The organism is Streptococcus sp. NCTC 11567 (assembly GCF_902141215.1).
Lineage (GTDB): Bacteria > Bacillota > Bacilli > Lactobacillales > Streptococcaceae > Streptococcus > Streptococcus dysgalactiae.
Window position 1 is genome coordinate 2,066,143 of sequence record NZ_LR595857.1, and the last position, 26,425, is coordinate 2,092,567.

General features: G+C 38.1%; 22 protein-coding genes and 4 pseudogenes. 14 read left to right on the forward strand and 12 right to left on the reverse strand.

Annotated elements, in window-relative coordinates:
- The 5 genes and pseudogenes from FQT67_RS10295 to argR form a co-directional block, all read right to left on the reverse strand.
- Window positions 1-1,221: pseudogene (locus tag FQT67_RS10295) on the reverse strand (MFS transporter).
- A gap of 10 nt (window positions 1,222-1,231) precedes the next feature.
- A complete protein-coding gene (gene mutL / locus FQT67_RS10300) occupies window positions 1,232-3,214 on the reverse strand; it encodes a DNA mismatch repair endonuclease MutL (RefSeq protein WP_046177146.1) in 1,983 nt (660 codons plus the stop codon).
- 126 nt (window positions 3,215-3,340) lie between these two features.
- Window positions 3,341-5,896, reverse strand: coding sequence for a DNA mismatch repair protein MutS (gene mutS, locus FQT67_RS10305; RefSeq protein ID WP_046177147.1), 2,556 nt, complete (start codon window positions 5,894-5,896; stop codon window positions 3,341-3,343).
- Entirely contained in the window at window positions 5,883-6,236 is a 354-nt protein-coding gene (locus FQT67_RS10310; protein WP_003062220.1) for a YlbF family regulator, read from the reverse strand. The genes mutS and FQT67_RS10310 overlap by 14 nt, the downstream gene beginning before the upstream one ends.
- Window positions 6,233-6,670 (reverse strand): arginine repressor, encoded by a 438-nt coding sequence (gene argR, locus FQT67_RS10315; RefSeq protein WP_003055516.1) that lies wholly within the window; start codon window positions 6,668-6,670, stop codon window positions 6,233-6,235. Before argR ends, FQT67_RS10310 begins: the two co-directional genes overlap by 4 nt.
- Window positions 6,671-6,958: 288 nt before the next feature.
- Between argR and argS the strand changes: the two genes are divergently transcribed.
- A complete protein-coding gene (gene argS, locus FQT67_RS10320) occupies window positions 6,959-8,650 on the forward strand; it encodes an arginine--tRNA ligase (protein ID WP_046177148.1) in 1,692 nt (563 codons plus the stop codon).
- 69 nt (window positions 8,651-8,719) lie between these two features.
- Here argS and FQT67_RS10325 read toward each other — a convergent pair whose 3' ends face one another.
- The 6 genes from FQT67_RS10325 to hisS all read right to left on the reverse strand — a co-directional run bounded on the left by FQT67_RS10325 (window position 8,720) and on the right by hisS (window position 16,458).
- The gene (locus FQT67_RS10325; protein ID WP_014612639.1) at window positions 8,720-10,117 is read right to left on the reverse strand and encodes an ATP-binding cassette domain-containing protein; all 1,398 of its coding nucleotides are present in this window, start codon (window positions 10,115-10,117) and stop codon (window positions 8,720-8,722) included.
- A 176-nt stretch (window positions 10,118-10,293) separates the two neighbouring features.
- Window positions 10,294-11,208: a YitT family protein gene (locus tag FQT67_RS10330; RefSeq protein ID WP_003055540.1), complete on the reverse strand. Its 915-nt coding sequence runs from the start codon at window positions 11,206-11,208 to the stop codon at window positions 10,294-10,296.
- A 29-nt stretch (window positions 11,209-11,237) separates the two neighbouring features.
- Window positions 11,238-12,137 carry a YitT family protein gene (locus tag FQT67_RS10335; RefSeq protein ID WP_046177149.1) on the reverse strand — a complete coding sequence of 300 codons (900 nt, stop codon included), beginning with the start codon at window positions 12,135-12,137 and terminating at the stop codon, window positions 11,238-11,240.
- A 20-nt stretch (window positions 12,138-12,157) separates the two neighbouring features.
- Window positions 12,158-13,099, reverse strand: a complete 942-nt coding sequence (locus tag FQT67_RS10340; RefSeq protein WP_003055524.1) for a YitT family protein — start codon at window positions 13,097-13,099, stop codon at window positions 12,158-12,160.
- Entirely contained in the window at window positions 13,092-14,840 is a 1,749-nt protein-coding gene (aspS, locus tag FQT67_RS10345; RefSeq protein WP_003055520.1) for an aspartate--tRNA ligase, read from the reverse strand. Before aspS ends, FQT67_RS10340 begins: the two co-directional genes overlap by 8 nt.
- A gap of 337 nt (window positions 14,841-15,177) precedes the next feature.
- Window positions 15,178-16,458: a histidine--tRNA ligase gene (gene hisS / locus FQT67_RS10350; RefSeq protein ID WP_046177161.1), complete on the reverse strand. Its 1,281-nt coding sequence runs from the start codon at window positions 16,456-16,458 to the stop codon at window positions 15,178-15,180.
- 389 nt (window positions 16,459-16,847) lie between these two features.
- Here hisS and rpmF point away from each other — a divergent pair, with 389 nt between their 5' ends.
- Both rpmF and rpmG read left to right on the forward strand, forming a co-directional pair.
- Window positions 16,848-17,030, forward strand: coding sequence for a 50S ribosomal protein L32 (rpmF, locus tag FQT67_RS10355; RefSeq protein ID WP_000290414.1), 183 nt, complete (start codon window positions 16,848-16,850; stop codon window positions 17,028-17,030).
- A gap of 15 nt (window positions 17,031-17,045) precedes the next feature.
- Complete coding sequence (rpmG, locus tag FQT67_RS10360; protein ID WP_002982147.1) at window positions 17,046-17,195, forward strand: 50S ribosomal protein L33; 150 nt, start codon at window positions 17,046-17,048, stop codon at window positions 17,193-17,195.
- A gap of 39 nt (window positions 17,196-17,234) precedes the next feature.
- Here the strand turns inward: rpmG and FQT67_RS11010 are convergent.
- Window positions 17,235-17,459, reverse strand: a pseudogene (locus FQT67_RS11010) (FanG protein).
- Between the two features lie 28 nt (window positions 17,460-17,487).
- Here FQT67_RS11010 and FQT67_RS10370 point away from each other — a divergent pair.
- The 11 genes and pseudogenes from FQT67_RS10370 to FQT67_RS10420 all read left to right on the forward strand — a co-directional run bounded on the left by FQT67_RS10370 (window position 17,488) and on the right by FQT67_RS10420 (window position 26,399).
- A complete protein-coding gene (locus tag FQT67_RS10370) occupies window positions 17,488-18,102 on the forward strand; it encodes a CadD family cadmium resistance transporter (RefSeq protein ID WP_009880708.1) in 615 nt (204 codons plus the stop codon).
- Between the two features lie 11 nt (window positions 18,103-18,113).
- Window positions 18,114-18,452, forward strand: a complete 339-nt coding sequence (gene cadX, locus FQT67_RS10375) for a Cd(II)/Zn(II)-sensing metalloregulatory transcriptional regulator CadX (RefSeq protein WP_000711091.1) — start codon at window positions 18,114-18,116, stop codon at window positions 18,450-18,452.
- A 43-nt stretch (window positions 18,453-18,495) separates the two neighbouring features.
- The gene (locus tag FQT67_RS10380; protein ID WP_046177150.1) at window positions 18,496-19,911 is read left to right on the forward strand and encodes a helix-turn-helix transcriptional regulator; all 1,416 of its coding nucleotides are present in this window, start codon (window positions 18,496-18,498) and stop codon (window positions 19,909-19,911) included.
- Between the two features lie 328 nt (window positions 19,912-20,239).
- A complete protein-coding gene (locus FQT67_RS10385) occupies window positions 20,240-20,668 on the forward strand; it encodes a sigma factor-like helix-turn-helix DNA-binding protein (protein ID WP_046177151.1) in 429 nt (142 codons plus the stop codon).
- Window positions 20,669-20,847: 179 nt separating this feature from the next.
- A pseudogene (locus FQT67_RS10390) lies at window positions 20,848-21,150 on the forward strand (hypothetical protein); the annotation flags it as partial.
- Window positions 21,151-21,168: 18 nt separating this feature from the next.
- Window positions 21,169-22,269: pseudogene (locus tag FQT67_RS10395) on the forward strand (cell division protein FtsK).
- On the forward strand, window positions 22,266-22,871 hold the full coding sequence (locus tag FQT67_RS10400) for a hypothetical protein (RefSeq protein WP_046177152.1): 606 nt from the start codon (window positions 22,266-22,268) through the stop codon (window positions 22,869-22,871). The pseudogene FQT67_RS10395 and the gene FQT67_RS10400 overlap by 4 nt, the downstream one beginning before the upstream one ends.
- Window positions 22,872-23,059: 188 nt before the next feature.
- Complete coding sequence (locus FQT67_RS10405; protein ID WP_046177153.1) at window positions 23,060-23,647, forward strand: replication protein; 588 nt, start codon at window positions 23,060-23,062, stop codon at window positions 23,645-23,647.
- The gene (locus FQT67_RS10410) at window positions 23,640-23,900 is read left to right on the forward strand and encodes a MerR family transcriptional regulator (protein WP_046177154.1); all 261 of its coding nucleotides are present in this window, start codon (window positions 23,640-23,642) and stop codon (window positions 23,898-23,900) included. The genes FQT67_RS10405 and FQT67_RS10410 overlap by 8 nt, the downstream gene beginning before the upstream one ends.
- Before the next feature lie 89 nt (window positions 23,901-23,989).
- Window positions 23,990-25,255: a site-specific integrase gene (locus tag FQT67_RS10415; RefSeq protein WP_143936427.1), complete on the forward strand. Its 1,266-nt coding sequence runs from the start codon at window positions 23,990-23,992 to the stop codon at window positions 25,253-25,255.
- Between the two features lie 301 nt (window positions 25,256-25,556).
- The gene (locus FQT67_RS10420; RefSeq protein ID WP_015017505.1) at window positions 25,557-26,399 is read left to right on the forward strand and encodes a DUF368 domain-containing protein; all 843 of its coding nucleotides are present in this window, start codon (window positions 25,557-25,559) and stop codon (window positions 26,397-26,399) included.
- The last annotated feature ends 26 nt before the right edge of the window (window positions 26,400-26,425 follow it).

Consider the following 26,425-nt stretch of genomic DNA (forward strand, 5'->3'; position numbering starts at 1 on the left):
TTACACCTTTTTCATTTTTGCAGAAACAACCGTAAAATAAAGGCCTAGCAAAGCAATGACTACAAACAGGAATTGCACGCCTAAAGGGCCTGTAAAATGGCTAACAGAGACTAGTAGGCTAGCCAAAATAGCACCTAAAGGTTGTGCCATTGACACAAAGCCCGTGTAAGAGCCTATTTTGGAATGATCCATCATATTAGCACGTAAGACTTGACTGGCAGGGACATTTATCATTTCCCCAATGGTTAGTAAAACAACTGATAGCCAAATAGCATAGAGCTGCGTAAAGGTAAATGCCAAAAGCATGCCCAGAGTAAATAGTAAAGAACCAATCACAAGTTGAGGCAATAGTTTCCATTTTTCAGTTAATTTATTCACTATTGTCATGAAAAGAACAATCAACAATGTATTGGTAAAAACCATTAATGACAACATTTTAGAACTAGTTACCTGGAAACCTAACACGGTAGTTGGCTGAAAATACAATTTCAAATGTACTGGCACATAGTTATCCATTTGCATCCAGATACTACCAGAAAAGATAGCACCTAAGGTAAACAAGACAAAGGCACGATCATGAAACACCTGACGATAGTTTCGAAAACTATCCAGCAAGCCTTTCCCATGGTCAAAAGCGTGTGTCTCTGGTCTGGTCTCATCAAAATAATAATAAGCAATGCCAAAACAAAGTACATTGACGAGTAATAAAGCTACTAACAAGGCTAAAAAATGATGGTCATAAAAAAGCCCAGATAGCCCTGCACCAAACATGACAGCAATATTGATAAACCAATAATTGATGGTGTAAACAAATCGACGATTACTCTCATCAGTCAAATCAATCAACATGGCTTCATAGGCGGGCCCATAAAAACTAGAAGCAATCTCTACCAATCAAATACCAGCAAATGTTAACCAAGGAATAGCTGCATTAGGCAAATTAGCTAAAATAGTCAGAAACCAGCCTAGTGTTGTTCCTACTGACCCAATCATAATGACTTTTTTGCGACCAAGAGCATCTGACAGATGCCCACCGTATAAAGTTCCAACAAATCCCATCAAACTGGTAATCATCATTAAGAGACCTGTCCAAAACGTACCAAAGTAAGTCGTATAATACATGGCCATAAAGGGAAAGATACTACTGCCTAAGGTAATGGTCACAAAGCGTACCAGTTGCCTCAGCTGAATCTGCTTAGGAAGGTTTAAAAACTCTTGCATCTCATCCTCTCTAATATTTTCCTAGCTCTCGCAGGCTAGTATGATTTTCTTGGATACGACGGAACATTTTTTCCATATCTGCCTTACTGAAATTAATCAACACGGGTCTACCATGAGGGCAGTTATAAGGATTTTGACATTGGGCTAATTGCAGTAGCAGATTTCTTGCTGAATAATCATCCAAGCTATGATTTGCCTTGATAGATCGTTTACAACTCATCATAATAGCTAACTCTGCTCGGTAAGTTTTGATAGAGACCTCATTGGTTAGAAGTAACATGTCACACATTTCATAGACACCAGATGCAATCTCTTCTTCTTTCATCCAGATAGGATGCTCTCTCAAAATGAAAGTATTGTGCCCATAAACTTCTAGGAAGATACCAACTTCATTTAAGAGTGCCATTTTCTCCTGTAAGTTAATGAAATCCGAGCCGGAAAACTCAAACAAATAGGGCACCAACAGCTGCTGTAAACTACTGTCAACCTCACCTATCTTATCACGATAATATTCGTATTTAACCCGCTCTTGGGCAGCGTGTTGATCGATAATAAATAAGCCATCTTTACCTTGAGCAAAGAGATAAGTCCCATGCATCTGACCAAAATAATCCAATTCAGGAAATACTGATTGCTCTTCATTTTCCAAACGGGTTAGCATTTGAGATAATTTCTGTTTGTTTTTCAAATCAAGTCCAGGGTGATCAGCATCAGTTATCTCATCCTGTGATCGACTAGCACGTTTTACTGAGGAAAATCCTGTATTCTCTCCTAAATCAGGAAACTGCTCCGTCCTTTGATCCTTTACAGTCTTGTCAATCTCTGTATTATGAAAATTACTCTCAGGTATTTTTTCAGAAACATCCGATTCTTTAACAAAAAAGTCATTTCTTTGAGGATCATAATAAAGCCCTTTAGATTGTAATGGAAGTTGTGTTTGCTCTGGTTTAGAAAAGTGTCGTGTGCTTGATTTAGCTAAGTTCTCCAGAGCATCTGGAATCAAATCTTGCTCCTTAAGACTTTCAGAAATCGCCGTACTAATTAAAGCCATCAACTCACGCTCTTTTGAAATACGGACCTCTTGCTTAGTAGGGTGAACATTGACATCGGCCAAATAGGGGTCAATCTGAATATCAATCACCACAATTGGGAAACGTCCAACCATCAACTTAGAGCCGTAACCATCTAAAATAGCTCGATTGAGCAAGAAATTTTTAATGTAGCGTCCATTGATTAAAATGGTCATATAATTGCGGTTGGCGCGTGTCAACTCTGGTAAACTGACATAGCCCGACACTTCAAAGTCCAAATCGGCATTGGAAATAGCAATCATTTTTTTGGCAGTATTCAAGCCATAAATCCCTGCAATAGCCTGCCGCAGGTCCCCCGTCCCTGATGTCTGAGTTAATTGACGGCCATCACTAATAAGGGTGAAAGAAACTTCTGGATGTGCCAAACTCAAACGATTGACCACATCAACAATATGGGCTAACTCTGCCTGTAAACTTTTCATGTATTTGAGGCGAGCAGGCGTGTTATAAAAAAGGTTTTCAACCTTAATCTTGGTACCTACAGGCGTCGACGTTTCCTCGAGCGTTTCAATCTCTCCGCCGATAGCAACTAAAAGAGAACCGTGATTATCTTCCTTAGTAGCTGTTTTTATTGTGATTTTACTGATAGAAGCAACCGATGGTAAGGCTTCTCCCCTAAAACCAAGTGTTCTAATTCGAAAGAGATCACTTTGACTTTTTATTTTACTGGTAGCATGTCGCCGCAAACTCAAAGGAAGGTCTTCAGGCGACATCCCTTCACCATTGTCCGTAATCTGTATCTTTTTGAGACCAGACTCTTCAATATCAATGGTGACTTGGCTACTCTTAGCATCGATAGCATTCTCAACCAATTCCTTGACAACACTCGCTGGCCTTTCTACAACTTCACCAGCTGCAATTTGGTTGGCGAGAACTTCTGGTAATTCAATAATTTTTGTCATAATTTCCTCGCATTCTTATGGACTATTATAACATACTTAATAAATGGCCGAAGGTCTCGGGCATTTTTGACAGCATAAAAAATGCCTTCAATATAGAAAGCATCTTTTTCATTTTCAGCTGAAAAGCTATAACAATTTTTTCAATTCGTAAAGGGTTGTCATTGCTTGAAGTGGAGTCATGTTCATCACATCAATAGCTTCTAACGTGTGAATAATCTCCTGAGACTTATCCTCATCAGGAAACAGCGATAACTGTCCCTCTCTAGCAGCGCTGCTTGGCTCAACTTTTGAAGGGACTGATATTATCTCAGCAGATTGTGCTTGCGCTTCTAAACGCGTAAGCACCTCATCTGCTCTGCTTAGCAGGGCCTCAGGAAGTCCTGCTATTTTTGCTACGTGAATACCGTAAGATTTATCCGCCGGTCCCTCAGCAATCTTATGAAGGAAGGTTACATCGCCATCTTTTTCAAGCGTTGCTACATGAACATTGACTAGACTTGTCAACTTAGTTGACAAGTCTGTCAACTCATGATAGTGCGTTGCAAACATGGTCTTAGCACCAACTCTATCATGGATATATTCGATAATTGCCTGAGCCAGTGCCATACCATCATAAGTTGCCGTACCCCTCCCTAGTTCATCAAATAGAATAAGGGAATTGTCACTGGCTCGTTTGATTGCTTGGTTTGCTTCCATCATCTCCACCATAAAGGTTGATTGCCCAGAAATCAAATCATCAGCAGCCCCAATACGCGTAAAAATCGCATCAAATAGAGGCAAATCAACATGGTCAGCAGCTACAAATGAGCCCATCTGGGCCATGATAACCGTTAAGGCCAGCTGTCTCATATAAGTCGACTTACCGCTCATATTTGGACCTGTAATCAATTGAATGCTTGTCTCTTGGTTAAAAGAGATACTATTGGGAATGTATTCCTGCACTCCCATAACCTTTTCAACAACCGCGTGACGACCTTCTTGAATTTTAATCACATGATTATCATTGAACTGCGGCCGGATATAATGATTGGTTTCGGCAACGGCTGCTAAACTTTGCAAAACATCCACCGTTGCCAAAGTTTTAGCCAGTTTCTGTAAACGATTAATATAGGTTTCAACTTGAGCTCGAATACACATAAAAATATCGTATTCTAAACTAGATGACTCTTCCCTAGCCTCTAACATCTGACCTTCAATCTTAGCCAATTCTGCTGTTCCATAACGCTCAGAATTTTTTAAAGTTGCCTTTCTGAAAAAATGGTCGGGAACTAAGCTAAGATTTGAATTCGTAACGTGAAAATAATAACCATCTTTTTTATTGTAATCAATTTTTAGGTTATTAATGCCACTTGCTTGACGCTCTTTGGCCTCAATATCCGCAATCCAGCCTGTCCCCTCTCGCATTACTTTACGATAATGGTCCAAGCGCTCATCAAAACCATTGCGGATAATACTTCCTTCACTAATAGTTGCTGGTGCATCTGGATCAATGGCTGTTCTAATCAAGTATTCCAACTCAGGCAAACTGTCAATATCATTGACAAGTTTGTCAACAAAAGGACTATTAAAAGACTCTAAGATAGCTTTGATATAAGGCACTTGGGCTAAGGTATGCCCCAATTGAAGTAAATCTTTCGGATTTGCCTTGCCAAAAGACACACGGCTAGATAAACGTTCGATATCGTAAACACCTTTTAAGCTATTGCTTAAATCTGTTCGCTCAATAAAAGCATTCAGAAAAACTTGAATAATTTCTTGACGCTCTAAAATAGCTTCTTTAGAAACCAAAGGTCGATCAATCCATGAGCGCAAAAGCCTCATCCCCATAGCTGTCTTGGTTTCATCTAACAGCCAATACAGACTCCCATGTTTTTTATTCGTTCTAGCATTCTCTACCAAATCTAGACTTGACTTAGTGGCATACGACATCTGCAAATAATCCTTGATTTCATAGTGAACCAAGGCTTGCAAGTGGCTGAGTTCTCGCATTTGTGTTTTGTGAACGTATTGCAAGAGTTTTCCTGCCGCTGTCAGTTCTACCGTTGTCAATTGACCGTCAATTAAAGATTTATCTTCATAGACCGTTTCTTCATAAGAAAGCAGCAAATTCATCTGCTTGACCAAAATCGTCTGTTCTTCTTCAGATAAATCAAAACCTAGTAAGACTTCTTTTGCCTTGAGGTTTTGGATTTCGCTACGAACACTCGTAAAGTCCGCCAAATCTGTCACGCAAAATTCACCTGTGGACACATCCATATAAGCCAATCCATAACGGCAACCATCAAAGTCAACAGCTACCAAAAAGTTATTGGCGCTATCTGGCTTAGCTGAATCCACAACCGTTCCAGGAGTTATGACTTGAACGACCTCACGCTTCACCACCCCAACAGCTTGCTTTGGGTCTTCCATTTGTTCTGCGACAGCAACCTTGTAACCCAACTCAATTAACACATCAATGTATTGTTGGGCAGAATGATGTGGCACGCCTGCCATGGGAATTGGATTTTCCGCATTCTTGTTGCGACTGGTCAAACCAATTTCTAAGAGTTGTGCTGCTTTGACAGCATCATCATAAAATAATTCATAAAAGTCACCCATCCTAAAAAGCAAAAAAGCATCTGGATAATCTTTTTTGATGTCCAGATACTGTTGCATCCCAGGAGAAATGTTAGCTTTTGCCATTCGTTAGCTCCTCGTTTAACTGTTCTTCTATACGTTTGGTGATGTATTGAATCAAATCACTTGCATCTTGCATTTTCTCACGATAATCATCAATCACTGGTTGGTGGTTGAGATGATATTCTAATTCTTTGGCCTTGTTTGAAGACACAGCGGCAGCTTGATTTTTCGCTATCTTTTGGAATAGCTCCGCCTCTTGCTGATAACGTTTCATCTGGTAAGCTTGGTCTTCAAACTGATCAAGCTGAGATAACTGCTGTTTGGCTTCTTTATAGGCAATAATGCTAGGGTGGGCATTGATAGCCACGATTAAATCCTTCAAGGCATTTTGATAGCTTGTCATAGGCCAGCTGCCAAATCTTTTTCAAAACGCTTGGCAATCTCTTCATCACGACAAATCACCAATAAAGTATCTGCTCCTGCAATAGTTCCTAAGATATCTTCAATGTCGTCATTGTCAATCAGATTAGCCAATACATCAGCCTCTCCTAAGTTAGTGTGGAGAACAAGCATAAATCCAGCGCGATCAACTGATAACACATAAAAACGCACCTCAGGGCTAAAGGGGGTCGCAACAGGTTCAGACAAACTATAATAGAGTTTGCCTTGCTCATCCCTTAATTTCAAGAGACCAATTTCCCTCAAATCACGCGATAAGGTGGCTTGAGTGACGACAATACCTTCTTTTTGAAGAGCTTTCTTAATATCTTCTTGTGTGCCAATATGCTCCGCTTGAATGATTTGTTTAATTTGATGTTGTCGCTCTATTTTATTCATGATAGATCACCCCAATTGTATAATTATCCTCTCAAATTATAACAAAAAAACTGTATTTTTTCATCTTTCCCCTGTTATTTACTCCATTATTTTAAGAATACGAAAAGGAAACGTCACTAAAAACGATTGACAGTTAACGGCGTTGATCTTTTGACAACTTTTCCTAAAGAAATTTTGTAAAGCAAGAAAGACCTTTGAATTTGACAGTATAAATTATCAATCCTCTCCTCGTTTATTTTAAAGAAATATGTTAGAATAGGGTGACAAACAATTTTTAGGAGATGCTGTATGGATACTAAAACTCTAATCGCAAGTGAAATAGCCAAAGTTGTTCCAGAGTTAGAACAAGATGCTATTTTTAACTTGCTTGAAACCCCAAAAAATTCTGACATGGGAGACCTTGCCTTTCCAGCCTTTAGTTTAGCAAAAGTCCTTCGCAAAGCCCCTCAAATGATTGCAGGCGAATTAGCTGAACAAATCGAGGGGAGCCAATTTGAAAAAGTCGTAGCTGTCGGCCCTTACATCAACTTTTTCCTTGATAAAGCTAAGATTTCCTCACAGGTCCTTGAACAAGTGATTACAGCAGGTTCAGACTATGCTCAGCAAGACGAGGGTCAAGGGCGAAATGTTGCTATTGACATGTCAAGCCCAAACATTGCTAAACCATTTTCAATCGGTCACCTCCGCTCAACTGTTATTGGTGATAGCCTTGCTAATATCTTTGCTAAAATGGGTTATCAACCTGTAAAAATCAATCACCTTGGTGACTGGGGTAAACAATTTGGTATGCTAATTGTTGCCTACAAAAAATGGGGAGATGAAGCTGCTGTCCAAGCACATCCAATCGATGAACTCTTAAAACTTTACGTCCGTATCAATGCTGAAGCTGAAACTGATCCCACCGTTGATGAAGAAGCTCGTGAATGGTTCCGTAAATTGGAAGATGGCGACAAAGAAGCTACTGAATTATGGCAATGGTTCCGTGACGAGAGTTTGCTTGAGTTTAACCGTCTTTATAACCAACTCAATGTAACCTTCGATAGTTACAACGGTGAAGCCTTCTATAATGATAAAATGGATGAGGTTCTTGAGCTATTAGAAGCGAAAAACCTTCTTGTAGAATCTAAAGGTGCCCAAGTTGTTAATCTTGAAAAATATGGCATTGAACACCCTGCCTTGATCAAAAAATCAGATGGCGCTACTCTTTACATTACCCGTGACCTAGCTGCCGCACTTTACCGTAAACGCACTTATGACTTTGCTAAATCCGTTTATGTTGTTGGTAATGAGCAAGCTGCTCACTTCAAACAATTAAAAGCAGTGCTAAAAGAAATGGGTTACGATTGGTCAGATGATATGACACACGTTGCTTTTGGACTTGTCACAAAAGGCGGCGCTAAATTATCAACACGTAAAGGTAATGTTATTCTTCTTGAACCTACGGTTGCTGAAGCCATTAACCGTGCAGCTTCTCAAATTGAAGCGAAAAATCCAAACCTTGCTGACAAAGAAGCCGTTGCCCATGCCGTTGGTGTTGGTGCCATCAAGTTTTACGATCTCAAAACAGATCGTATGAATGGGTATGACTTTGACCTTGAAGCCATGGTTTCCTTTGAAGGAGAAACTGGACCTTACGTTCAATATGCTCATGCTCGTATCCAATCTATTCTACGTAAAGCTGACTTTACGCCATCTGCAACCACCACTTACAGTTTAGCTGATGCTGAAAGCTGGGAAATTATCAAACTTATCCAAGATTTCCCACGCATTATCAAGCGAACATCAGATAACTTTGAGCCTTCTATTATGGCTAAATTTGCTATTAACTTAGCCCAAAGCTTTAACAAATATTATGCTCACACTCGCATCCTCGATGACAACTCAGAACGTGATAGTCGCTTAGCCCTCTGCTATGCTACTGCCACTGTGCTTAAAGAAGCACTTCGTTTACTCGGTGTAGAAGCACCAAATGAAATGTAACCTAAACAGCATATTATTAGCCCTCTCCACAATAACATGGAGAGGGCTTTTGGTTTTGTCAAAAAATATTCAAAAGTGGTCTTTATCAATCTCCTCTAACTGCCCGTCCCTAATAACATAACAGCGATTGACCACAGATGATACAAACTGCTGATCATGTGACACTAGAACAAAAGGATAAGGGTACTGTTTTAAACACCTTTCCAGCGCTTCCATGGCAACAAGGTCCAAATAGTTCGTTGGTTCATCCAGAATCAGCAATTGGTGATCACCAAGCATAGCACCTACTAAAGCCAACCGAACCCTTTCACCTCCAGATAGACTAGCTATCTTTTGGTGTGCTTTTTGATAAGGAATCCCCATCATAGCTAGATAATTGAGAATAAGTCTGCTGTCTTGATTAGACTGTTCTTGTACAAACTCAAAAGCAGTTAATTGACTATCTAATTGCACCTGATCTTGCTTAAAAAAAGTTAGTTTAAGGTGGTCACTATAAAATCCAGGTAAGTCCTGATTGGCCAGAGACTCTAAAAACGTTGACTTCCCAGCCTTATTTCTACCAATAATAGCTAATTTACTGTCAGCTCTAATAGCTATGTCTGGATATGTAAACAAAATCTGCTTATTCCGAGATAAGTTCCCCTCTCTTAGATGGATAAGGGTGTGAGGGATTTTCTTCTCCTGAGGATTGAATTTCAATTTAGCCCAAATCTCTTTGCTTTCCTGTCTATTAGGTGTAAGTTTGGCTAAACGATTTTCCATCGCCTTTGCTGACTTGGCTATCCGCTTAGCCTGAGAATCATAACTACCTGCAAAAGCATTCACTTTCCAATCTGAACGTGAGATGTTTTTTTTAGGCTTTACCATTTGGTTGGCACGTTCTTTTTTCGCTTGAATTTGCTTTGTTAGCTTAGTCACCTGACGCTGATAGTTAGCCTTTTCAATAGCTTGTTTTTGCATTTCTAGTTCTTTGACTTGTCTATAGGCGTCATAATTTCCTTGATAAACCTTTATATCCTGTTTTTCAATGGCCCATATTTGTTGAGCTATCTGGTTCATCAAATAGCGGTCATGGCTTACCACTAAAAGAGTACCACGATACCGTTTGAGTTGATGAATCAACCACTTCTGATTAGCCTTATCTAAGTGTGAACTAGGTTCATCCAGAATGAGCAAAGAAGCATTCTTTTGAAAAAGTACCTTTAATGAAGCCATCACCTTCTCTCCACCAGATTGGTTTTGAGCTGCTTGTAGTTGAGGCAAGTAAGCAACGTCACTATGTAAACTAAGTTGACCCTGATAAGATCGCCTTTCTCCTATAAGAGTTTGCAAAAAGCTCGTTTTCCCAGAACCATTGTCACCTATCAGAAAAACCTTATCCCCTTGATGAAGGTGTAATTGGTTAATCGATAAGAGAAGATTTCCTCCTACTTCTAATTGGTAATGAGACAATGTGAGTATTTCCATCGTGTTATCCTTTCTCTGACAAGAAAGGTTTGAAAAAGTGCACACAAAAAGCCCTGATTTTCAAACCTCAAAGTACACACTACTTCCTTGATTCACAATCATTCAAAGATTAGTGTATGACGATGAGTTAGTTGTTAATCATGGCTTTTTTCAACCTCTTATTTCATTTGTTGCTTTTATTTTAGCAGCTTAGGTTTCTTCTGTAAAGCCTTTTCAATAGGCTTATCAAAATTTTTACGACGAATTTTAAAATCTGAACTAATCACTTCATCCACATCAAGAATGGAGATAAAGGCATCTGGGTCTAATTCTGATAGTATCCGTTTCACTTCTCTGACTTCTGTTGGATTAAGGGTCACATACATGATATTGTAATCATTCCCTGAATAAGCCCCCTGACCCTTCAAGTAAGTCACCCCACGGTTAATTTCATTTAAAATAGCCTGAGCGGCAGCTTCAGAATGCTTGGTAATGATAATCATACCACGGATAGTATACCCACCATTTTGGACAACACTAATCATTTGGCTAAAGACAAAACTAGCCACTAGGGTGTAAAGCATATGTTTTAAGTCCACATAGGTTAAGGAAGCCGTCAAAACAAGGGCATCAACTAGCAGTAAAGTCTGACCTAATTTAGCTCCAAATTTTTCTTCAGCAATCCGTCCGATAATATCTGTTCCTCCCGTCGTTGCACCATAGCGGAAAACCAGGCCGCTGCCAATCCCCGAAAAGAGTCCTGCTACGACAGCTACTAACATCATATCATTTTCTAGACCCAATTCCATGGGAACCTTTTGCCACATCCAGATAAACACAGACATCAGAACTGTTCCGTAAATAGTCAATGCTAAGGAACGCTTCCCAAAAATTTTTGCCCCTAAAATAAAAAGCGGGAGGTTAAACAAAAGAGAAGAGTAAGCGGGGTTAATCCCAAAATGTGCATGTAGAATTAGGGTTATCCCTGCCACACCACCTTCAGCTAAGGCATTGGCCATATTAAAGTTAACAAAGCCAAAAGTGTAGATGGCCACTCCTAGGGCTATTAACAACAGTTCTATTAGTTTAGTCAGTTTATCGTGACGTGTCATTCATTATCCTCACTATTCGTTAAAATGGGTTACCGTTTGGAAACATTGCTTCGACTTTTCTTTTTATGGTATTTGCTCTTAGTGGCGACAAACTCTGGGCTATTCACTTCATCCACATCAAAATAAGAGACAAATGCATCCGGATCGATTTGAGCTAGAAAGGCTTTTAACTCCCTAATATCTGTTCGCCCCAAAGCCACATAAATGACTTTTTTATCACGACCAGAGTAGGCCCCTTCACCATGTAAGTAAGTGACCCCCCTCCCTAACTCCTCCATAATGAACCGAGCAATTGTCTCCGATTGATCTGAAATAATAAGGGTGCCACGTGCCGTATAACCGCCTTGTTGTACCAGACGAACAATCTGACCATACATAAAGCTAGCAATTAAAGCATACATCATTTGAGGTAATGAAATATAGGTTAAAGAAACAATCATGACAAAAATATCAATCCCCAAAAGGGCTTGATTCAGTTGTAAACCTAATTTGTCTTCAAATAATTTGGCAATAATATCTGCTCCACCGATGGTTCCCCCATTTCGAAAGACAAGTCCTCCACCAAGACCTCCTATAATCCCAGCCATCAACGAAACCACTAAATTATCATGATCCAAATCAACTACCAAAGGAAGTTGCTGAAAGACCCAAACAAAAAAGTAAAGCGAAAAAATGCCTGTCACTGTGTAAACCATAGCTCTTTTTCCAAAAAGTTTGGCGCCTAGTAGCACTAGAGGCAAATTTATCAGATATCCTGTCAAGGAGGGGGCGATATCAAACAGGGCCTTCCCAACTAACGTTAGACCAGCTAGTCCATTAGCCGCAATCCGATTAGCCATATAAAAATAAACAAAGGCAAATGCATAGATAGCTGCTCCTAAAATAATAAAGCAAAAATTCTTTAGCTGTAACCGTTGATCAACTGTCATAGCACCTCCTGTGTTTTTTATTAATCTTCTTCAACAAATCGACCGATAATCCTCACGTTTTCAGCAACTGAAACAAAGGCTTGAGGGTCTGCTTTTAACATCAACCATTTAAATTCTGTGTATTCTTCTCGTGTCAAAATGGTAATTAAGACGGCTTTTTGTTCATGCTTATAGGTACCCTCTGCATCATTAATACTCGTCACGCCACGATGCAATCGTTTGTGAATCATTTGAATCACACGCTCTGGATGACTTGTAATAATGGTTGCCTGCATTTTCTTTTGCTTGGTGAAAATGGCATCCGTAACACGGCTCGATACAAAGATAGAGACCATAGAATAGAGAGCGTACTGCCAACCAAACAAGATGCCCGCAAAGGTCAAAATGGCACCATTCACCATCAATGACAAACTTCCCACATCTTTTCCAGTTCGCTTTCTAAGGGTCAAACTAATAATATCAGTTCCACCACTTGAAATCCGTGATTTAAAACCTGTACCAATCCCCATACCCATGACCAAACCACCAAAAATAGCATTGATAAGAGGATCAGTCGTCAATGTCACTTGAGGCATGATTTGAATAAAGAAAGAGCTCATGCTAACCGTGATAAAGGTAAAAATGGTAAATTGGTGCCCAATTTTATACCAAGCTAAGATAAGCAAAGGAATATTGATCAAGTAAAACGCAAGCGCAATAGGAAAATCGTAACCTAAAAGACGATGACTAAGAGCTGAAAAAACCTGTGCTAGACCAGTTGCCCCACTTGAATAAACATGCCCTGGCTGGAAGAAAAAATTCACAGCAATACTGGAGAGAATGCCATAAAGCAGAGAAGCCGAAATCTTCTCTGCATATTTTTCTCTTGAAATACTTCTTAGAGCGTGGAGTAGCCCAACTTTCTTGGCTCCCCTACTAATGACATATTTAACTTTTTTCTTGTAAGTTGTTTTCTTAATCATGACTTTCTATTTGAAGACTGAGTTCTTCTAATTGTTTTTCAGAAACAAGACTAGGTGCTTGCGTCATTGGATCAGAGGCTTTGTTATTTTTAGGGAAGGCAATAACTTCTCGAATATTGTCTTTTCCAGCAAGCAACATGACAAAACGGTCAAGACCAATCGCCAAGCCACCATGTGGTGGGAAGCCGTAGTCCATCGCTTCTAGTAAGAAACCAAATTGGTCATTAGCTTCTTCTGCAGTGAACCCAAGAGCCTTGAACATGCGCTCTTGCATCTCTTTTTGATTGATACGCAAGCTACCGCCACCAAGCTCGTAACCATTTAATACGATGTCATAAGCAATGGCCCGTACCTTAGCCAAATCACCCTCTAACTCATGAGCAGATTCTGGCGTTGGAAGAGTGAATGGGTGATGAGCTGACATATAACGTCCTTCTTCTTCTGACCACTCAAACATTGGCCAATCAACCACCCAAAGGAAATTGAACTGCGACTGATCAATCATGTCAAGGTCCTTGGCAATACGATTACGAAGGGCACCTAATGTATTATTAGCAACCTCAAGAGTATCCGCTACAAATAAAACCAAATCATTCTCAGCAAGTTTTAATTGACTTGACAACTCTGTCTCAATTGCTGTCAAGAACTTGGCTACTGGGCCTGCTAATTGACCATCTGTCACCTTAACCCAGGCAAGGCCTTTAGCGCCAAATTGTTTGGCAAACTCAGTTAATTTGTCAATATCTTTACGAGAGTATCGATCTGCATTTTCCTTAACCACAATCGCTTTGACAGCTGGTGCTTCTGAGAAAACCTTGAAGTCAATTCCCTTGACAGTCTCTGTCAAGTCTTGTAAAAGCATTTCAAAACGTGTGTCTGGTTTATCAGAGCCGTAGCTATTCATTGCTACATCGTAACTCATGCGTGGGAATGGTAAAGTTACATCTATTCCTTTTGTCTCTTTCATCACTTTAGTAATCATGCCTTCAACGATGTCTTGAATCTCTTGTTCAGAAAGGAATGACGTTTCCAAGTCAACTTGTGTAAACTCAGGTTGACGGTCACCACGTAGATCTTCATCGCGGAAACATTTCACAATTTGGTAATAGCGATCAAAACCAGCATTCATCAATAACTGTTTGGTAATTTGCGGACTTTGTGGCAAAGCATAGAAATGCCCTTGGCTAACACGACTTGGTACCAGATAGTCACGCGCACCTTCTGGAGTTGATTTTGTCAACATAGGTGTCTCGACATCAATAAACTCAAGGTCATCAAGGTAATTACGGATAGAATGAGTCACTTTTGCACGTAGCTTGAAGTTTTCTAACATTTCTGGACGACGTAAATCTAAGTAACGGTAACGTAAACGTGTGTCGTCACTTACTTCAACGTCATCTTTAATTTCAAAAGGCGTCGTTTTAGCTGTGTTTAAAATGGTCAAAGCAGATACTTTTAACTCAACCATCCCTGTCGCCAACTTATCATTGGCTTGTTGTCGAGCTTCAACAAGACCTTCCACTTCAATCACATATTCACTACGTAGACGTTCAGCAGTTGCCATCACATCACTAGACACATCCTCAGGATTAATGACTAATTGCATCACACCCTCACGGTCACGCAAATCAATAAAGATGAGACCACCCAAGTCACGTCGGCGTCCTACCCATCCTTTCAATGTGATTGTCGTTCCAATGTGTTCTTCGCGAACACGCCCTGCATACATGCTACGTTTCATAAATAAATTCCCTAAAACAAACAGAATCCTGTGAAACCTGCTCGTTTCCAATTCCTTTCACAATATAAATCAATTAATTCATTCCCTACTATTATAGCAAAAAGCCCTTAAAAACCCCACCCATTTAAAAAGAGTTTTTCTAAAGATAGAACAAGAATACTGAGTCGTCAGCATTTTGACATATCAAGTGTCCTCACAGAATACTAAGAAAGCTAATCAATCCCCTTACAGAAAACAAACAGGTGCAACTCCCTTCTAAAAAGAGAAGTTACACCTATTTTAGTGATTATCTTCTAAACAATCATATCAACACAAGCTTATGACGACAATAAAATCATTAAGACAATAATTGCTCTGAGACGTTCGCAAAGTTAGTCATCATATCTTCAAAACTGACTTCCAATTCTTGGCGGCTACGATTATTCTTAATCACAGCTTTGCCTGCTTCAACTTCACTTTCTCCTAAAGTCATTACCAATTTTGCTTTAAAGGTATCGGCTGATTTAAACTGAGCCTTAATCTTACGGCCAAGGTAATCTCGTTCAGCTGTAAACCCTTGACGGCGAATGGCTTGAACCAATTCTAAAGCTTTGCTATTAGCACCATCACCTAACACAGCAAGGTAAACATCCATCTCTGTCTCAATTGGCAAGGTAATGCCCTGCTTTTCAATAATCATCAAGAGACGTTCTAAACCAAGACCAAATCCAAATCCTGGAGTCTCAGGCCCACCAAAATAACCTACCAAACTATCATAACGTCCACCCGCACAGATAGTTAAGTCAGAACCTTCCACAGACGTGATGAATTCAAAAATAGTGTGGTTATAGTAATCAAGGCCACGCACCATATTGGTGTCAATCACATAAGGAATGTCAAGTGCTTCAAGCATAGCTTTGACTGCCTCAAAGTGCGCCTGACTTTCCTCATCTAAGTAATCCAAAATAGAAGGCGCCTTTTCAACGGCTAGTTTATCTTCTTTTTCTTTAGAATCAAGCACGCGCAGTGGGTTTTCATCCAACCGACGTTGACTATTTTTAGATAACTGATCACGCATTGGAGTCAGGTAGTCAATCAAGGCTTGACGATAGGCCGCACGACTTTCGGGACTTCCTAAACTATTTAAGTGAAGGGTGACATCCTTAATGCCCAATTTTTCAAAGAGGTGATAGGCCATCGCAATGGTTTCAACATCTGTTGCTGGATTAGCAGCGCCGAAACATTCTACCCCAATCTGGTGAAATTCACGTAAACGACCAGCTTGAGGGCGTTCGTAGCGGAACATGGAACCGATATAATAAAGTTTGACAGGTTTTTGGACCTCTGGCGCAAACAATTTATTTTCAACATAAGAACGTACCACTGGAGCTGTGCCCTCTGGTCGCAAGGTAATGTGACGATCTCCTTTATCATAGAAATCATACATTTCCTTCGTCACAATATCAGTCGTATCACCCACAGACCGCGAGATTACCTCGTAGTGTTCAAACATAGGGGTACGAATTTCTCCATAATTATATTGGCTAAACGTATCACGCGCAACAGATTCCACATACTGCCATTTCGCAGCATCTCCAGGCAGAATATCCTGAGTTCCTTTTGGTTTTTGAAATGCCATGGTTAACATACTAAGAGAGTGCTACTTCAAGACATAAACGCCTTTAGCTAACAATTACCTTAACCAAATAGCTTGTCTTTCAAGTTTTTAGCTTATACCAACAATCGTCATAAGCTTACAACCCTCTTCCTTTCTATTACTCAATAATTGCTTCTATTCTAACATTTTTCCGCTTCTTTTTGTAGAATAGCAGAGCTTTTTCTAAAATTTTTGTCAAGTAACTTTACTTTACAAAAAAGTTGTGGTACTATATTAAAGTTGGCGAAAGCCATAACACAACAAAACAAATAAGTTGGGTCAAAAACGTAAGCATATAGGGAAAAGTTCCTTTTAACCCTTGACTTAGTTACTACAAGACCCTCAAAAGTTTAAATCGGAGGATAGAAAAAATGGCAGTTCCTGCACGTCACACGTCAAAAGCTAAAAAGAACAAACGTCGTACACACTACAAATTGACAGCTCCATCTGTACAATTCGACGAAACTACTGGAGATTACTCACGTTCTCACCGTGTATCCCTTAAAGGATACTACAAAGGACGTAAAATCGCTAAAGCTAACGAAGCTAAATAATAGAAGGGAGATACCATGCGCGTAAATATTACACTTGAACACAAAGAATCTGGTGAACGCTTGTACCTTACTTCAAAAAACAAACGTAACACTCCAGACCGTCTTCAATTGAAAAAATACTCACCAAAATTACGTAAACACGTAACATTTACAGAGGTTAAGTAAGGGGTTCACTACACGTCATTAGACGTCAAAACGTTGATTTTAAGCGATTTTTGAATTTTTGAAGTTCATTACATTGTAATATAAATCAATAAGAACTCTACCTTTTACTCTACCTTTTTTAGATGAATATATCATTTGGATATTGAAGTTAAGCCCTGTTATCATTTGGATGGCAGGGCTTTTTTATATTTGGTACACTAACTTCTTATCTATATTTTGGTGGAGCTGAAATTGACATCTACAAAGTTTAATGTTAAAATTCATTCAAAAATATATTTGAATGAGGTGTTTTATGATTCAAAATGTTGTTACTTCAATAATCCTGTATTCTGGGACAGCCGTAGACTTACTTATTATCCTAATGTTATTTTTTGCCAAAAGAAAAAGCAGAAAAGACATCATTAACATCTATTTAGGACAATTTCTAGGCTCTGTTAGTCTAATATTGCTAAGTTTGCTTTTTGCATTTGTCTTAGATTATATTCCTAGTAAAGAGATTTTAGGTTTGCTCGGTTTGATTCCAATTTTCCTAGGCCTCAAAGTTTTGCTTTTAGGAGATTCTGATGGAGAAGCTATTGCCAAAGAAGGTTTGAGCAAAGATAATAAAAACCTGATTTTTCTAGTCGCTATGATTACTTTTGCAAGTTGTGGTGCTGACAATATTGGTGTCTTTGTCCCGTATTTTACTACCTTAAATTTAGCGAATTTGATAGTGGCTTTACTGACCTTTCTAGTCATGATTTATCTCTTGGTTTTTTCTGCCCAAAAATTGGCACAAGTCCCTTCTGTTGGAGAAACTTTGGAAAAATATAGCAGATGGTTTATTGCCGTTGTTTATTTAGGATTGGGGATATATATCCTGATTGAAAACAACAGTTTTGACATGCTATGGACTGTGTTAGGCTAGGAGAAAATATTTTGAAAAAAGATAGTATCTGCCAAGTGAATGTTATAAATCAACAAAATGTTACAACCGCAACGAACTACCTTGAAAAGGAAAAAGTCCAAAAATCACTTCGCATTTTATCAAAGTTTACCGATAATAAACAGATAAATATCATCTTTTATCTCCTTGCTGTTGAAGAACTCTGTGTCTGCGATATAGCCTGTTTACTAAATCTCAGTATGGCATCTGCCTCCCACCATCTTCGTAAACTAGCCAATCAAAACATCTTGGACACTAGAAGAGAGGGGAAAATTATATATTATTTTATAAAAGATGAGGAAATCAGAGATTTTTTTAATCAACTAGGATAACAACTATTTTTACTACTTTTCCATGTTTATAGGGGGCTTATCTATGAAATTTTTTGATGAAAATTACTCACAAGTAATACCTACTCGTATCAAATGTTTAAGAAAAAAGTATAATTTAAAGCAAAGTGACCTAGGTAATGCAGGTCAAGTTAGCCAAGTTGAAAAGGGAAAGCGACAAGTTACCGCTTCAATATTGCTTTATTTGAATACTCAAACCGACTCGGACTATAAAGAAATTATTTTTGGAGATATTGCCAAATTTGTTGAAAATATGTTTTACCACTGCTTCAGCTCTATTTTATTTAGAGATTTGGAAACTGTAGATAAAAGAATGTATTCTTTTTCGGACGATGATTTAATTTCAATACAATCCAGCTGTCTTAGACTTTCCAAGACATTCGCAAATTTCAATATTCAAAGAAAAAATTTTTTGGCTTCTGATGAAACTGAAATGGATACTTTTCACAAGAAAGATGACATTGACATTACTGTTGGTGAAAAAAGTTATAACCTCGCTAGAAGTTTTAGAACCAGTACTATCAATGAATTAACTGTCATTGATTTTGAAGAAATGTTTGATATTCTTTGGTTGATGTTAGGGGATAATTTAATTAAATCATTTGAAGTTTATGTCTGTGGCATCCTATTTGAATTAGACGGAAATGGCATACCCTCAACATTTAGGCCAGAAAACATTGACCCACTTATCAATAAATGGTGGTATGATAATGTTTCGACAGAAATTATCCCTAACCTAATAAAAAAACTCAAAGAAAATCCACTATTTAATATCGGATTCCTGGTTGATGATATTCTAGAACGAATGTATAAAGAAAATATCCCAAAATCTTACCTTACGTCCGTTCCGTTAGTTATTTCCAAAAAAGCAAGGTCAACTTTTTCGTTGAATGTGACTGGAAGTCAAAAAATAGATGAATTAAAAACTTTACAGATAAATAATGACTTTATGAAGTTAGTAAGTCAAGGTAAAGATATCACAGACTTGTACCAAAAATATTCTGAAGAAGAGCTAACAAATATAGGTATTCGAATTCATAAATCCAGTGATATAGAAAGGATTGAGGAAAGAACTTTTGATGAAATAATCAGTTGGGTCTCTAATCCTTATGCAACAAGACCAATTCAGGAAAGATCTGCTATTCAAATAGAGCCAACAAGATTTTCACTAGAGGATAAGAAAAGAATAGAAGAAACTGCATCTCAGGGAATAAATGACATCGAACTTATTGATTTAGTTGACCTCTATGACATTAATTTAGACAATACAAGTGTCTCTCGCCATATTGAAGGTTTATTAACAAACAATACACAAGTAACACACTATTTCCAAGAGAAATTAAACGAAGAATTACTTGAAATGGCTTACTCTCTGGATAAGGTTCAGCAAGCCTTTATTAAATTATTAAATGAGGAAGAGATAAGAAAATTTGCACTCTAATGACTAGGCATTAATGCTTAGTCTTTTTTTTACACTCATTTTTACAAATTTGGATTTCGTAGAAAAACGGAGAGTAAAAAATTTCGATAGTTTTTGCACTATACTGAACATATCAAGAAAAAATCTTGAAATAAATTTTTAACAGTCCAAATTGATGCGCATCAAAAGGACGGAACTAAACAGATATGAAGATATGACAGTAATGGTCATATTCTGCATTGTATTGTTCCGCCATGTTTTTGGTGTGCCTTTCGTCATACTCGGCGTTCAATGCTCGCTCATATCGTTTCTTTCCGCTCCTAAAACGGGCTGTTGGAAAGAGGCAGATATGCAAATACATTACCCTACAAATGTTGAATTAGTAGATGGTCTCGAGCCACATGAACAAGAATTTTGGCTTAATGAGCTAAAACACTTAGATAGACTAGAAGAAAATTATCAACGTAAAATCAGATACCACCAAATATCTAGTCTAGACTTTGTTATCTCTGAAGATGGACGTGAAACGACACTTCAAGAACTTATTCAAAGCAATTCTTGTTCTGGTGAAGACTATACCATCATGGAAGTTGAAGAGCAACTTTATTGTGAGGCATTAGCTGAATTAGATGAAGAACACCGTACCGTTTTTAAAGCTATATTTGAAAATGGTCTAAATACTACAAAAGCTAGTCAACTAATTGGTCGGTCTGATAAGACTGCTAAAAAGTACTACAAGGAAGCCTGTAAACAGGTTCTTAAAAAAATGCAATCATAATAGATTAACTAGTAGTCAACAAAAGACTACTAGTTTTTTTAAAAAAATTCCGAAAACCATATTCTGAATCTCCTATATATAGGAGGTGATGGATATGACCTAGATACAGTATCCAGCTCATGATAAAAACCGAGCACGTCTCATTCACATTATTTTCTATAATATAGGAGGAATTGCCCATGGCATTCAAAATGAAAACCACCAAAGGTGGTTACACAACTACATTGGCTGATAAAATCATCAGTCAAAATCTACCAATTTTCTCTCTTAGTACCGAACTTGAACCACAACAACGGTTTGAGGATGGGAAACCAACAGGAGAAATCGTTGCTTACAAGGCATGGTTTGTACAAGAAGGTCAAGACCCTTTCCAAGTGAAGTTTGAAGATACTATTAAGCTACCAGCTTTCCAATCCATGATTCAATTCGACACCCTACAAGCCTGCGAAGTAAAGTATAACATTTACTTCAAAGCGAACGGGTATCAAGGAGGTTCGGTAATGACTTCACAATCTCGTGATGTGCTGAACCAATCTTTCCTGCAATCTTATCTGCTCCAGAGCCTAAACATGGCTCTTGGGGCTTTAATGCAGGGAGAAACCAGCTACACCAACTCGTTTAATATTGTTATCGAAGAAGACGGATTTATCTTTGTCCCTCGTTTACCATGTGCTTATATCTTGGATGATGACTTGTACAAGAAAATTTTTCTGATTGCTAACGCTTCTCTCTATCCTCAATTTACCCTCTTAAAACAAAATGCAACCTATTTTGTTCCACTCGAAACAGATGACTTACACATTCAACGTGGATTGTTTTTCCCTTGGAAAAAGGGAATTTCAGAACGTTTAACCATTCCTGATTTAGACAAATTTTAAGCTAGCGTACCACAAGGAAAAATTCCCATTATGAAGCACTTTGAACTTAATTTGGATAAGGTCAACCACTGGGCTATTGCTGGAAATTCTGGTTCAGGGAAGTCTTACGCCCTGACTTACTTCTTGAGTGTACTAAAACATATGTCCGACCTGATTATCATTGACCCTAAATTTGATACCCCAAGCAGATGGGCAAGAGAAAATCAAATTGCGGTTATCCACCCTGTTGAAAACCGTTCAAAATCAGATTTTGTCTCACAGGTCAATGAACAATTAAGTCAGTGTACAACTCTCATTCAGAAGAGGCAGGCTATCTTATATGATAACCCCAATCACAAATTCACTCATCTGACCATTGTGATTGATGAAGTTCTAGCCTTATCAGAGGGAGTTAATAAGAACATAAAAGAAGCCTTATTCGCCCTACTCTCGCAGATTGCATTGTTGGGAAGAGCTACAAAAATACATTTGTTCTTAGTTAGTCAGCGATTTGACCACAATACCATTCCTATATCAGTGAGGGAACAACTAAACGTATTATTACAAATTGGGAATATCAATCAAAAAACCACTCAATTTTTATTTCCAGACCTAGACCCAGAGGGGATTGTTATTCCGATAGGAAACGGTACAGGTATCATTCAAATTATCGATAATGAGCACCCATATCAAGTCCTCCCCCTACTCTGTCCAACCTATTACACCAAGCGAGGTGTTTTATGACAACTAAAACCTATTTCATGAGGACTTTCAACCTAATTCTATGGTTACTCATCTCCTCCCCTATTTGTTGGCTTTTTGGTTGGTTATTCCATCATGTTGCTGTTCAAATTAGAACTATCACTATACTAGACCTTGAAGTTATCACAACTTTGTTTTATAGAATCAGTTCCGTTATTTACTTATTGGCAACAACAGCTTTTATAATTGCTTTGACATTAACTAGTATAGAGATAATGAATCGTTTGAAAGAAGATAGCTTTGAGAACTATGTTCAATCCGTGTATCATACTTTTCTATTACGATACTTTCTAACCCAGCGTGATAAAAAACAGAGAATAACCAACTTTGAACATCAGTCGGTCACAACAACCAATCCCGTTCATAACGGATTCAATCGGGCTGTTCGCAGGTGTATCGTAGATATTCGTGCGGATTATATGGTTATCTTTATTAGAGTACCGAAAGACCAACAAGGACAGAAAATCCTAAAAGAAATGGAAAGTCAACTAAAAGAAGAGATTGCAAGTCAACATACAGATTATTATTTCTCTTCTCCCACTCGTGTTCGTAACCAGTTATGGTTCATTGGTAAAAAGCGTTAATCTTTAGGGGCTGTGGCTTGCGAAGCAAGAGCCAAACAGCCCCTTTCTTCTTTTCTCATCTTGACCTATTGGGGTGACTACGACCCCCAATAGGTCAATAATCAATAATCATAATTTTGAGACTAAGACTACCAAAATCACCCTAAAATTCTCCTTATAGATAAGAACTAGAAATGAGGTACCTGCCTATGGCAAAAGAAAAACGCTCCAGCAAATGGGCCTTCCTTCTCTATCAAGAGAGCGCCCCTGAAAATTATTTGGATATCCTTGAAGAGATACATGTCCCCTTTGTACTCAGTCCTTGGCATGATAAAGATGTTAACAAGCAAACGGGTGAATTTAAGAAATCGCACAAACACGGCGCTTTGTTCTTCGATTCATTAAAAAGCTACTCACAAGTCTCAGAACTTTTAACAGAAAAACTGAACACCCCTGCCCATGTAGAAATCGTCATGTCTCCTAAAGGCATGTATGATTACTTTATCCATGCTGAAAATCCTGAGAAGAGCCCTTATGATATTGAAGATATTGAATCAGGATGTGGTTTTGAACTTGATAAATTTCTCATTAGCAATAACAATGATGAATTTCTATCAAGTGTAATCGATACTATTGAGGAACATAATTTTACGGAGTTTAATAACCTTGTTATGTATGCACGTGATGAAAACCCAATGCTCCTAAGTATTATTGTTGATAAGACCTACTTCTTTGCAAAATATCTTGATTCACGTCGTCACTCAGGCTATGGAAAGGAGAACGAAGATAATGACTAATATTGAGTACGCTAAACTAACTCAGATTGAACAATTGCTGAATGTCTTAGTAAGCATCAGTCAATATCAGCAAGAAAAACAGAAAAACTTAAGTATCGTAACTCAGAAGGAATTGTTGTCACTCCTTCAAATTTCTCCTAACACCTTGAAATCATGGGAAAAAACAGGACTAAAAAGACTTGAACCTCCCATAGAGGGCACAAGAACAGTCTATTATAAGATGGAAGATGTTATAAAATATTTAACTCCTTAACTCAAAATGTGCTAAAATAAGACTATCACAATAAATATATGTGAGGTTGTTATTTTAGCCTTTTGTATATCCGAAGCAAGAAGGCTAGTATGCAAAAAGAAACTATCATTCATAATAATCGAAAGGTAACGAAAACTACAAAAAATAACGGTACAATCAGCTACACTCAAAGAGGTGTTTACATCGGGATTGATATCAAAACAGGTAAAAAAGTCACTTCATCTATTACAGCTAAGACCCTACGAAGTCTTGATAGAAAAATCATTCAAGCTCGCCTTGATTTTGAAACAAAAGGTTCAACACTAAAAGAGACAATGGTTATCAATAATTTTGAAGAACTTGCTGAGGCATGGTTTATTAGTTTCGTAACATGGGTATCATCACAAAATACAATTAACCGTGTGAGAAGTTATCTGGATACTTACATAATCCCAAAGTTTGGAGAATATAGATCAGAGGAAATCAAATCAGCAGATATTCAAATTTGGGTCAACAAGTTAGCACAGCAATCAAAAAAATCTGTTGAATCTGGAGCTAAAAAATCAAAAAAAGGTCATGCTAAAGATTTTGGAGCTGTTATTTATAAGTTAAGCGATATTTTTGATTTCGGCATAACCAATTTTGAACTTACCCATAATCCAGCACGTACAGTCAAAATCCCACCCAAGCCAAAATTAACTAAAAAACGTGTTATGGTGTTACATGATGACGATTTGGCTAAATGGCTAAACTACCTCAATAGTCTTCCTGATACACGTGCAAACCGTCGCTTTCACATCATCTGTGATACGCTTTTAGCCTCTGCACTACGTATCAATGAATTGCTTGCTCTCACTATTCATGACCTTGATTTTGAGACAAATGAAATTATTGTCAATAAAACACTTATGTGGAAAGCAGGGAACAAGAAACTCGGTATTAAAGGAGAGATGATTTGCAAGGATAGTGCAAAAACCGACTCAGGAAATCGTCGTGTGGCTGTCCCTCTTCAGATTTTAGAAAATCTACAAGCCTTTCATAATGAGATGGCAAACTACTTCACTAAACATGGAGTTCCAATTTCTGATTTAATCTTCCCTACCATTTACGGCAATTACATGTGTGATAGGAATAAACGTACAACTCTGAAAAAACGTCTAACAGAGTTAGAATTACCAAACTATGGTTTTCATCTATTCCGTCATACTCACGCTTCTTTAATGCTGAATGCTGGTGCAAACTGGAAAGAACTTCAAGAAAGAATGGGGCATAAATCCATCCAAACAACTATGGATACCTATGCTGAACTTGCTCCTAAAAAGAAAGCTGAAGCAGTGGAGATTTATCTGAAAGAAATAGCCAAACTAACAAGCTAGTCTAATGACTACATTTTTGACTACATTTTTTGAATGAATACACTAAAAACCTTAATTTAACAACACTTTCAGCCAGCTAAAACAACATTTTAAACCTTTACAGAAGTAAAATAATTAAGTAAACGAAAAGCCCTTGAAATCTACATTTCAAAGGCTTTTTTCTTTTGGTTTTAGCAAAATAACTAAAAGTAAGAGAAGCTAACTTCTATTTTTAAAATCCCTTTTTATAGGCTTACAGTTTTCACTCCGCTGCTCTGTTAAAAATATGATACAATAAGATAACTATTTTTAGGAGGCAGTTATGGTTTCGTTTATTTCTCGCGTCTTTAAGGGGATGATTATTGCGCTTGGGTTTATTTTACCTGGGGTATCAGGGGGAGTTTTAGCAGCAATTCTTGGTATTTACGAACGTATGATTTCGTTCTTAGCTCATATTCGCGATCATTTTATGGAAAATGTCCTTTTTTTCCTACCGGTTGCTATTGGGGGTGTTCTAGGAATTGCTCTTTTTTCCTATCCTGTTGAATTTCTATTAAAACACTATCAAGTTGTGGTACTTTGGGGCTTTGCCGGTGCCATTGTTGGGACAATTCCAAGTCTTGTTTCTGAATCAACCAAACACTCAAAGCGTGATCAGGTCGATATCATCTGGTTAGTGGCTACTTTTGTCGTGTCTGGGCTTGGACTCTATTTTCTAAATGACCTTGTTGGCACTCTACCAGCTAATTTTCTAACGTTCATCTTAGCAGGAGTCTTGATTGCCTTGGGCGTTTTAGTTCCTGGGCTTAGCCCATCCAACCTGTTATTAATTTTAGGTTTGTATTCTCCTATGCTAACTGGCTTCAAATCACTTGATTTAATAGGAACATTCTTACCTATTACTATTGGCGGCATTTTGGCCATCCTCGCCTTTTCAAAAGCTATGGATTTCGCCTTGACACACCACCATTCACGGGTCTATCACTTTATTATCGGCATTGTTTTATCAAGTACGATTTTGATTTTAATTCCAAATAGTAATAGTAGTGAATCTATTTCATATGTAGGCGCTGGTTTAGGAACTTGGGTAATGGCTATTATTCTCTTTGTTTTAGGGATATGGCTAGGCCTTTGGATGAGTCAACTCGAAGAAAAATACAAATGAGTTGAATTGACAACTACTTGACAGTC

Excerpts from the sequence above, each read along its gene's own strand:
- argR (WP_003055516.1), bottom strand. The coding sequence starts at position 6,670 with ATGAATAAAATAGAGCGACAACATCAAATTAAACAAATCATTCAAGCG.
- FQT67_RS10405 (WP_046177153.1), top strand. The coding sequence starts at position 23,060 with ATGGCAAAAGAAAAACGCTCCAGCAAATGGGCCTTCCTTCTCTATCAA.
- FQT67_RS10340 (WP_003055524.1), bottom strand. The coding sequence starts at position 13,099 with ATGATTAAGAAAACAACTTACAAGAAAAAAGTTAAATATGTCATTAGT.
- FQT67_RS10380 (WP_046177150.1), top strand. The coding sequence starts at position 18,496 with ATGAAATTTTTTGATGAAAATTACTCACAAGTAATACCTACTCGTATC.
- FQT67_RS10400 (WP_046177152.1), top strand. The coding sequence starts at position 22,266 with ATGACAACTAAAACCTATTTCATGAGGACTTTCAACCTAATTCTATGG.
- argS (WP_046177148.1), top strand. The coding sequence starts at position 6,959 with ATGGATACTAAAACTCTAATCGCAAGTGAAATAGCCAAAGTTGTTCCA.
- hisS (WP_046177161.1), bottom strand. The coding sequence starts at position 16,458 with ATGGCATTTCAAAAACCAAAAGGAACTCAGGATATTCTGCCTGGAGAT.
- FQT67_RS10410 (WP_046177154.1), top strand. The coding sequence starts at position 23,640 with ATGACTAATATTGAGTACGCTAAACTAACTCAGATTGAACAATTGCTG.
- FQT67_RS10335 (WP_046177149.1), bottom strand. The coding sequence starts at position 12,137 with ATGACAGTTGATCAACGGTTACAGCTAAAGAATTTTTGCTTTATTATT.
- rpmG (WP_002982147.1), top strand. The coding sequence starts at position 17,046 with ATGCGCGTAAATATTACACTTGAACACAAAGAATCTGGTGAACGCTTG.
- FQT67_RS10310 (WP_003062220.1), bottom strand. The coding sequence starts at position 6,236 with ATGACAAGCTATCAAAATGCCTTGAAGGATTTAATCGTGGCTATCAAT.
- FQT67_RS10385 (WP_046177151.1), top strand. The coding sequence starts at position 20,240 with ATGCAAATACATTACCCTACAAATGTTGAATTAGTAGATGGTCTCGAG.
- mutL (WP_046177146.1), bottom strand. The coding sequence starts at position 3,214 with ATGACAAAAATTATTGAATTACCAGAAGTTCTCGCCAACCAAATTGCA.
- FQT67_RS10330 (WP_003055540.1), bottom strand. The coding sequence starts at position 11,208 with ATGACACGTCACGATAAACTGACTAAACTAATAGAACTGTTGTTAATA.
- FQT67_RS10370 (WP_009880708.1), top strand. The coding sequence starts at position 17,488 with ATGATTCAAAATGTTGTTACTTCAATAATCCTGTATTCTGGGACAGCC.
- FQT67_RS10420 (WP_015017505.1), top strand. The coding sequence starts at position 25,557 with ATGGTTTCGTTTATTTCTCGCGTCTTTAAGGGGATGATTATTGCGCTT.
- rpmF (WP_000290414.1), top strand. The coding sequence starts at position 16,848 with ATGGCAGTTCCTGCACGTCACACGTCAAAAGCTAAAAAGAACAAACGT.
- aspS (WP_003055520.1), bottom strand. The coding sequence starts at position 14,840 with ATGAAACGTAGCATGTATGCAGGGCGTGTTCGCGAAGAACACATTGGA.
- FQT67_RS10415 (WP_143936427.1), top strand. The coding sequence starts at position 23,990 with ATGCAAAAAGAAACTATCATTCATAATAATCGAAAGGTAACGAAAACT.
- FQT67_RS10325 (WP_014612639.1), bottom strand. The coding sequence starts at position 10,117 with ATGGAAATACTCACATTGTCTCATTACCAATTAGAAGTAGGAGGAAAT.
- mutS (WP_046177147.1), bottom strand. The coding sequence starts at position 5,896 with ATGGCAAAAGCTAACATTTCTCCTGGGATGCAACAGTATCTGGACATC.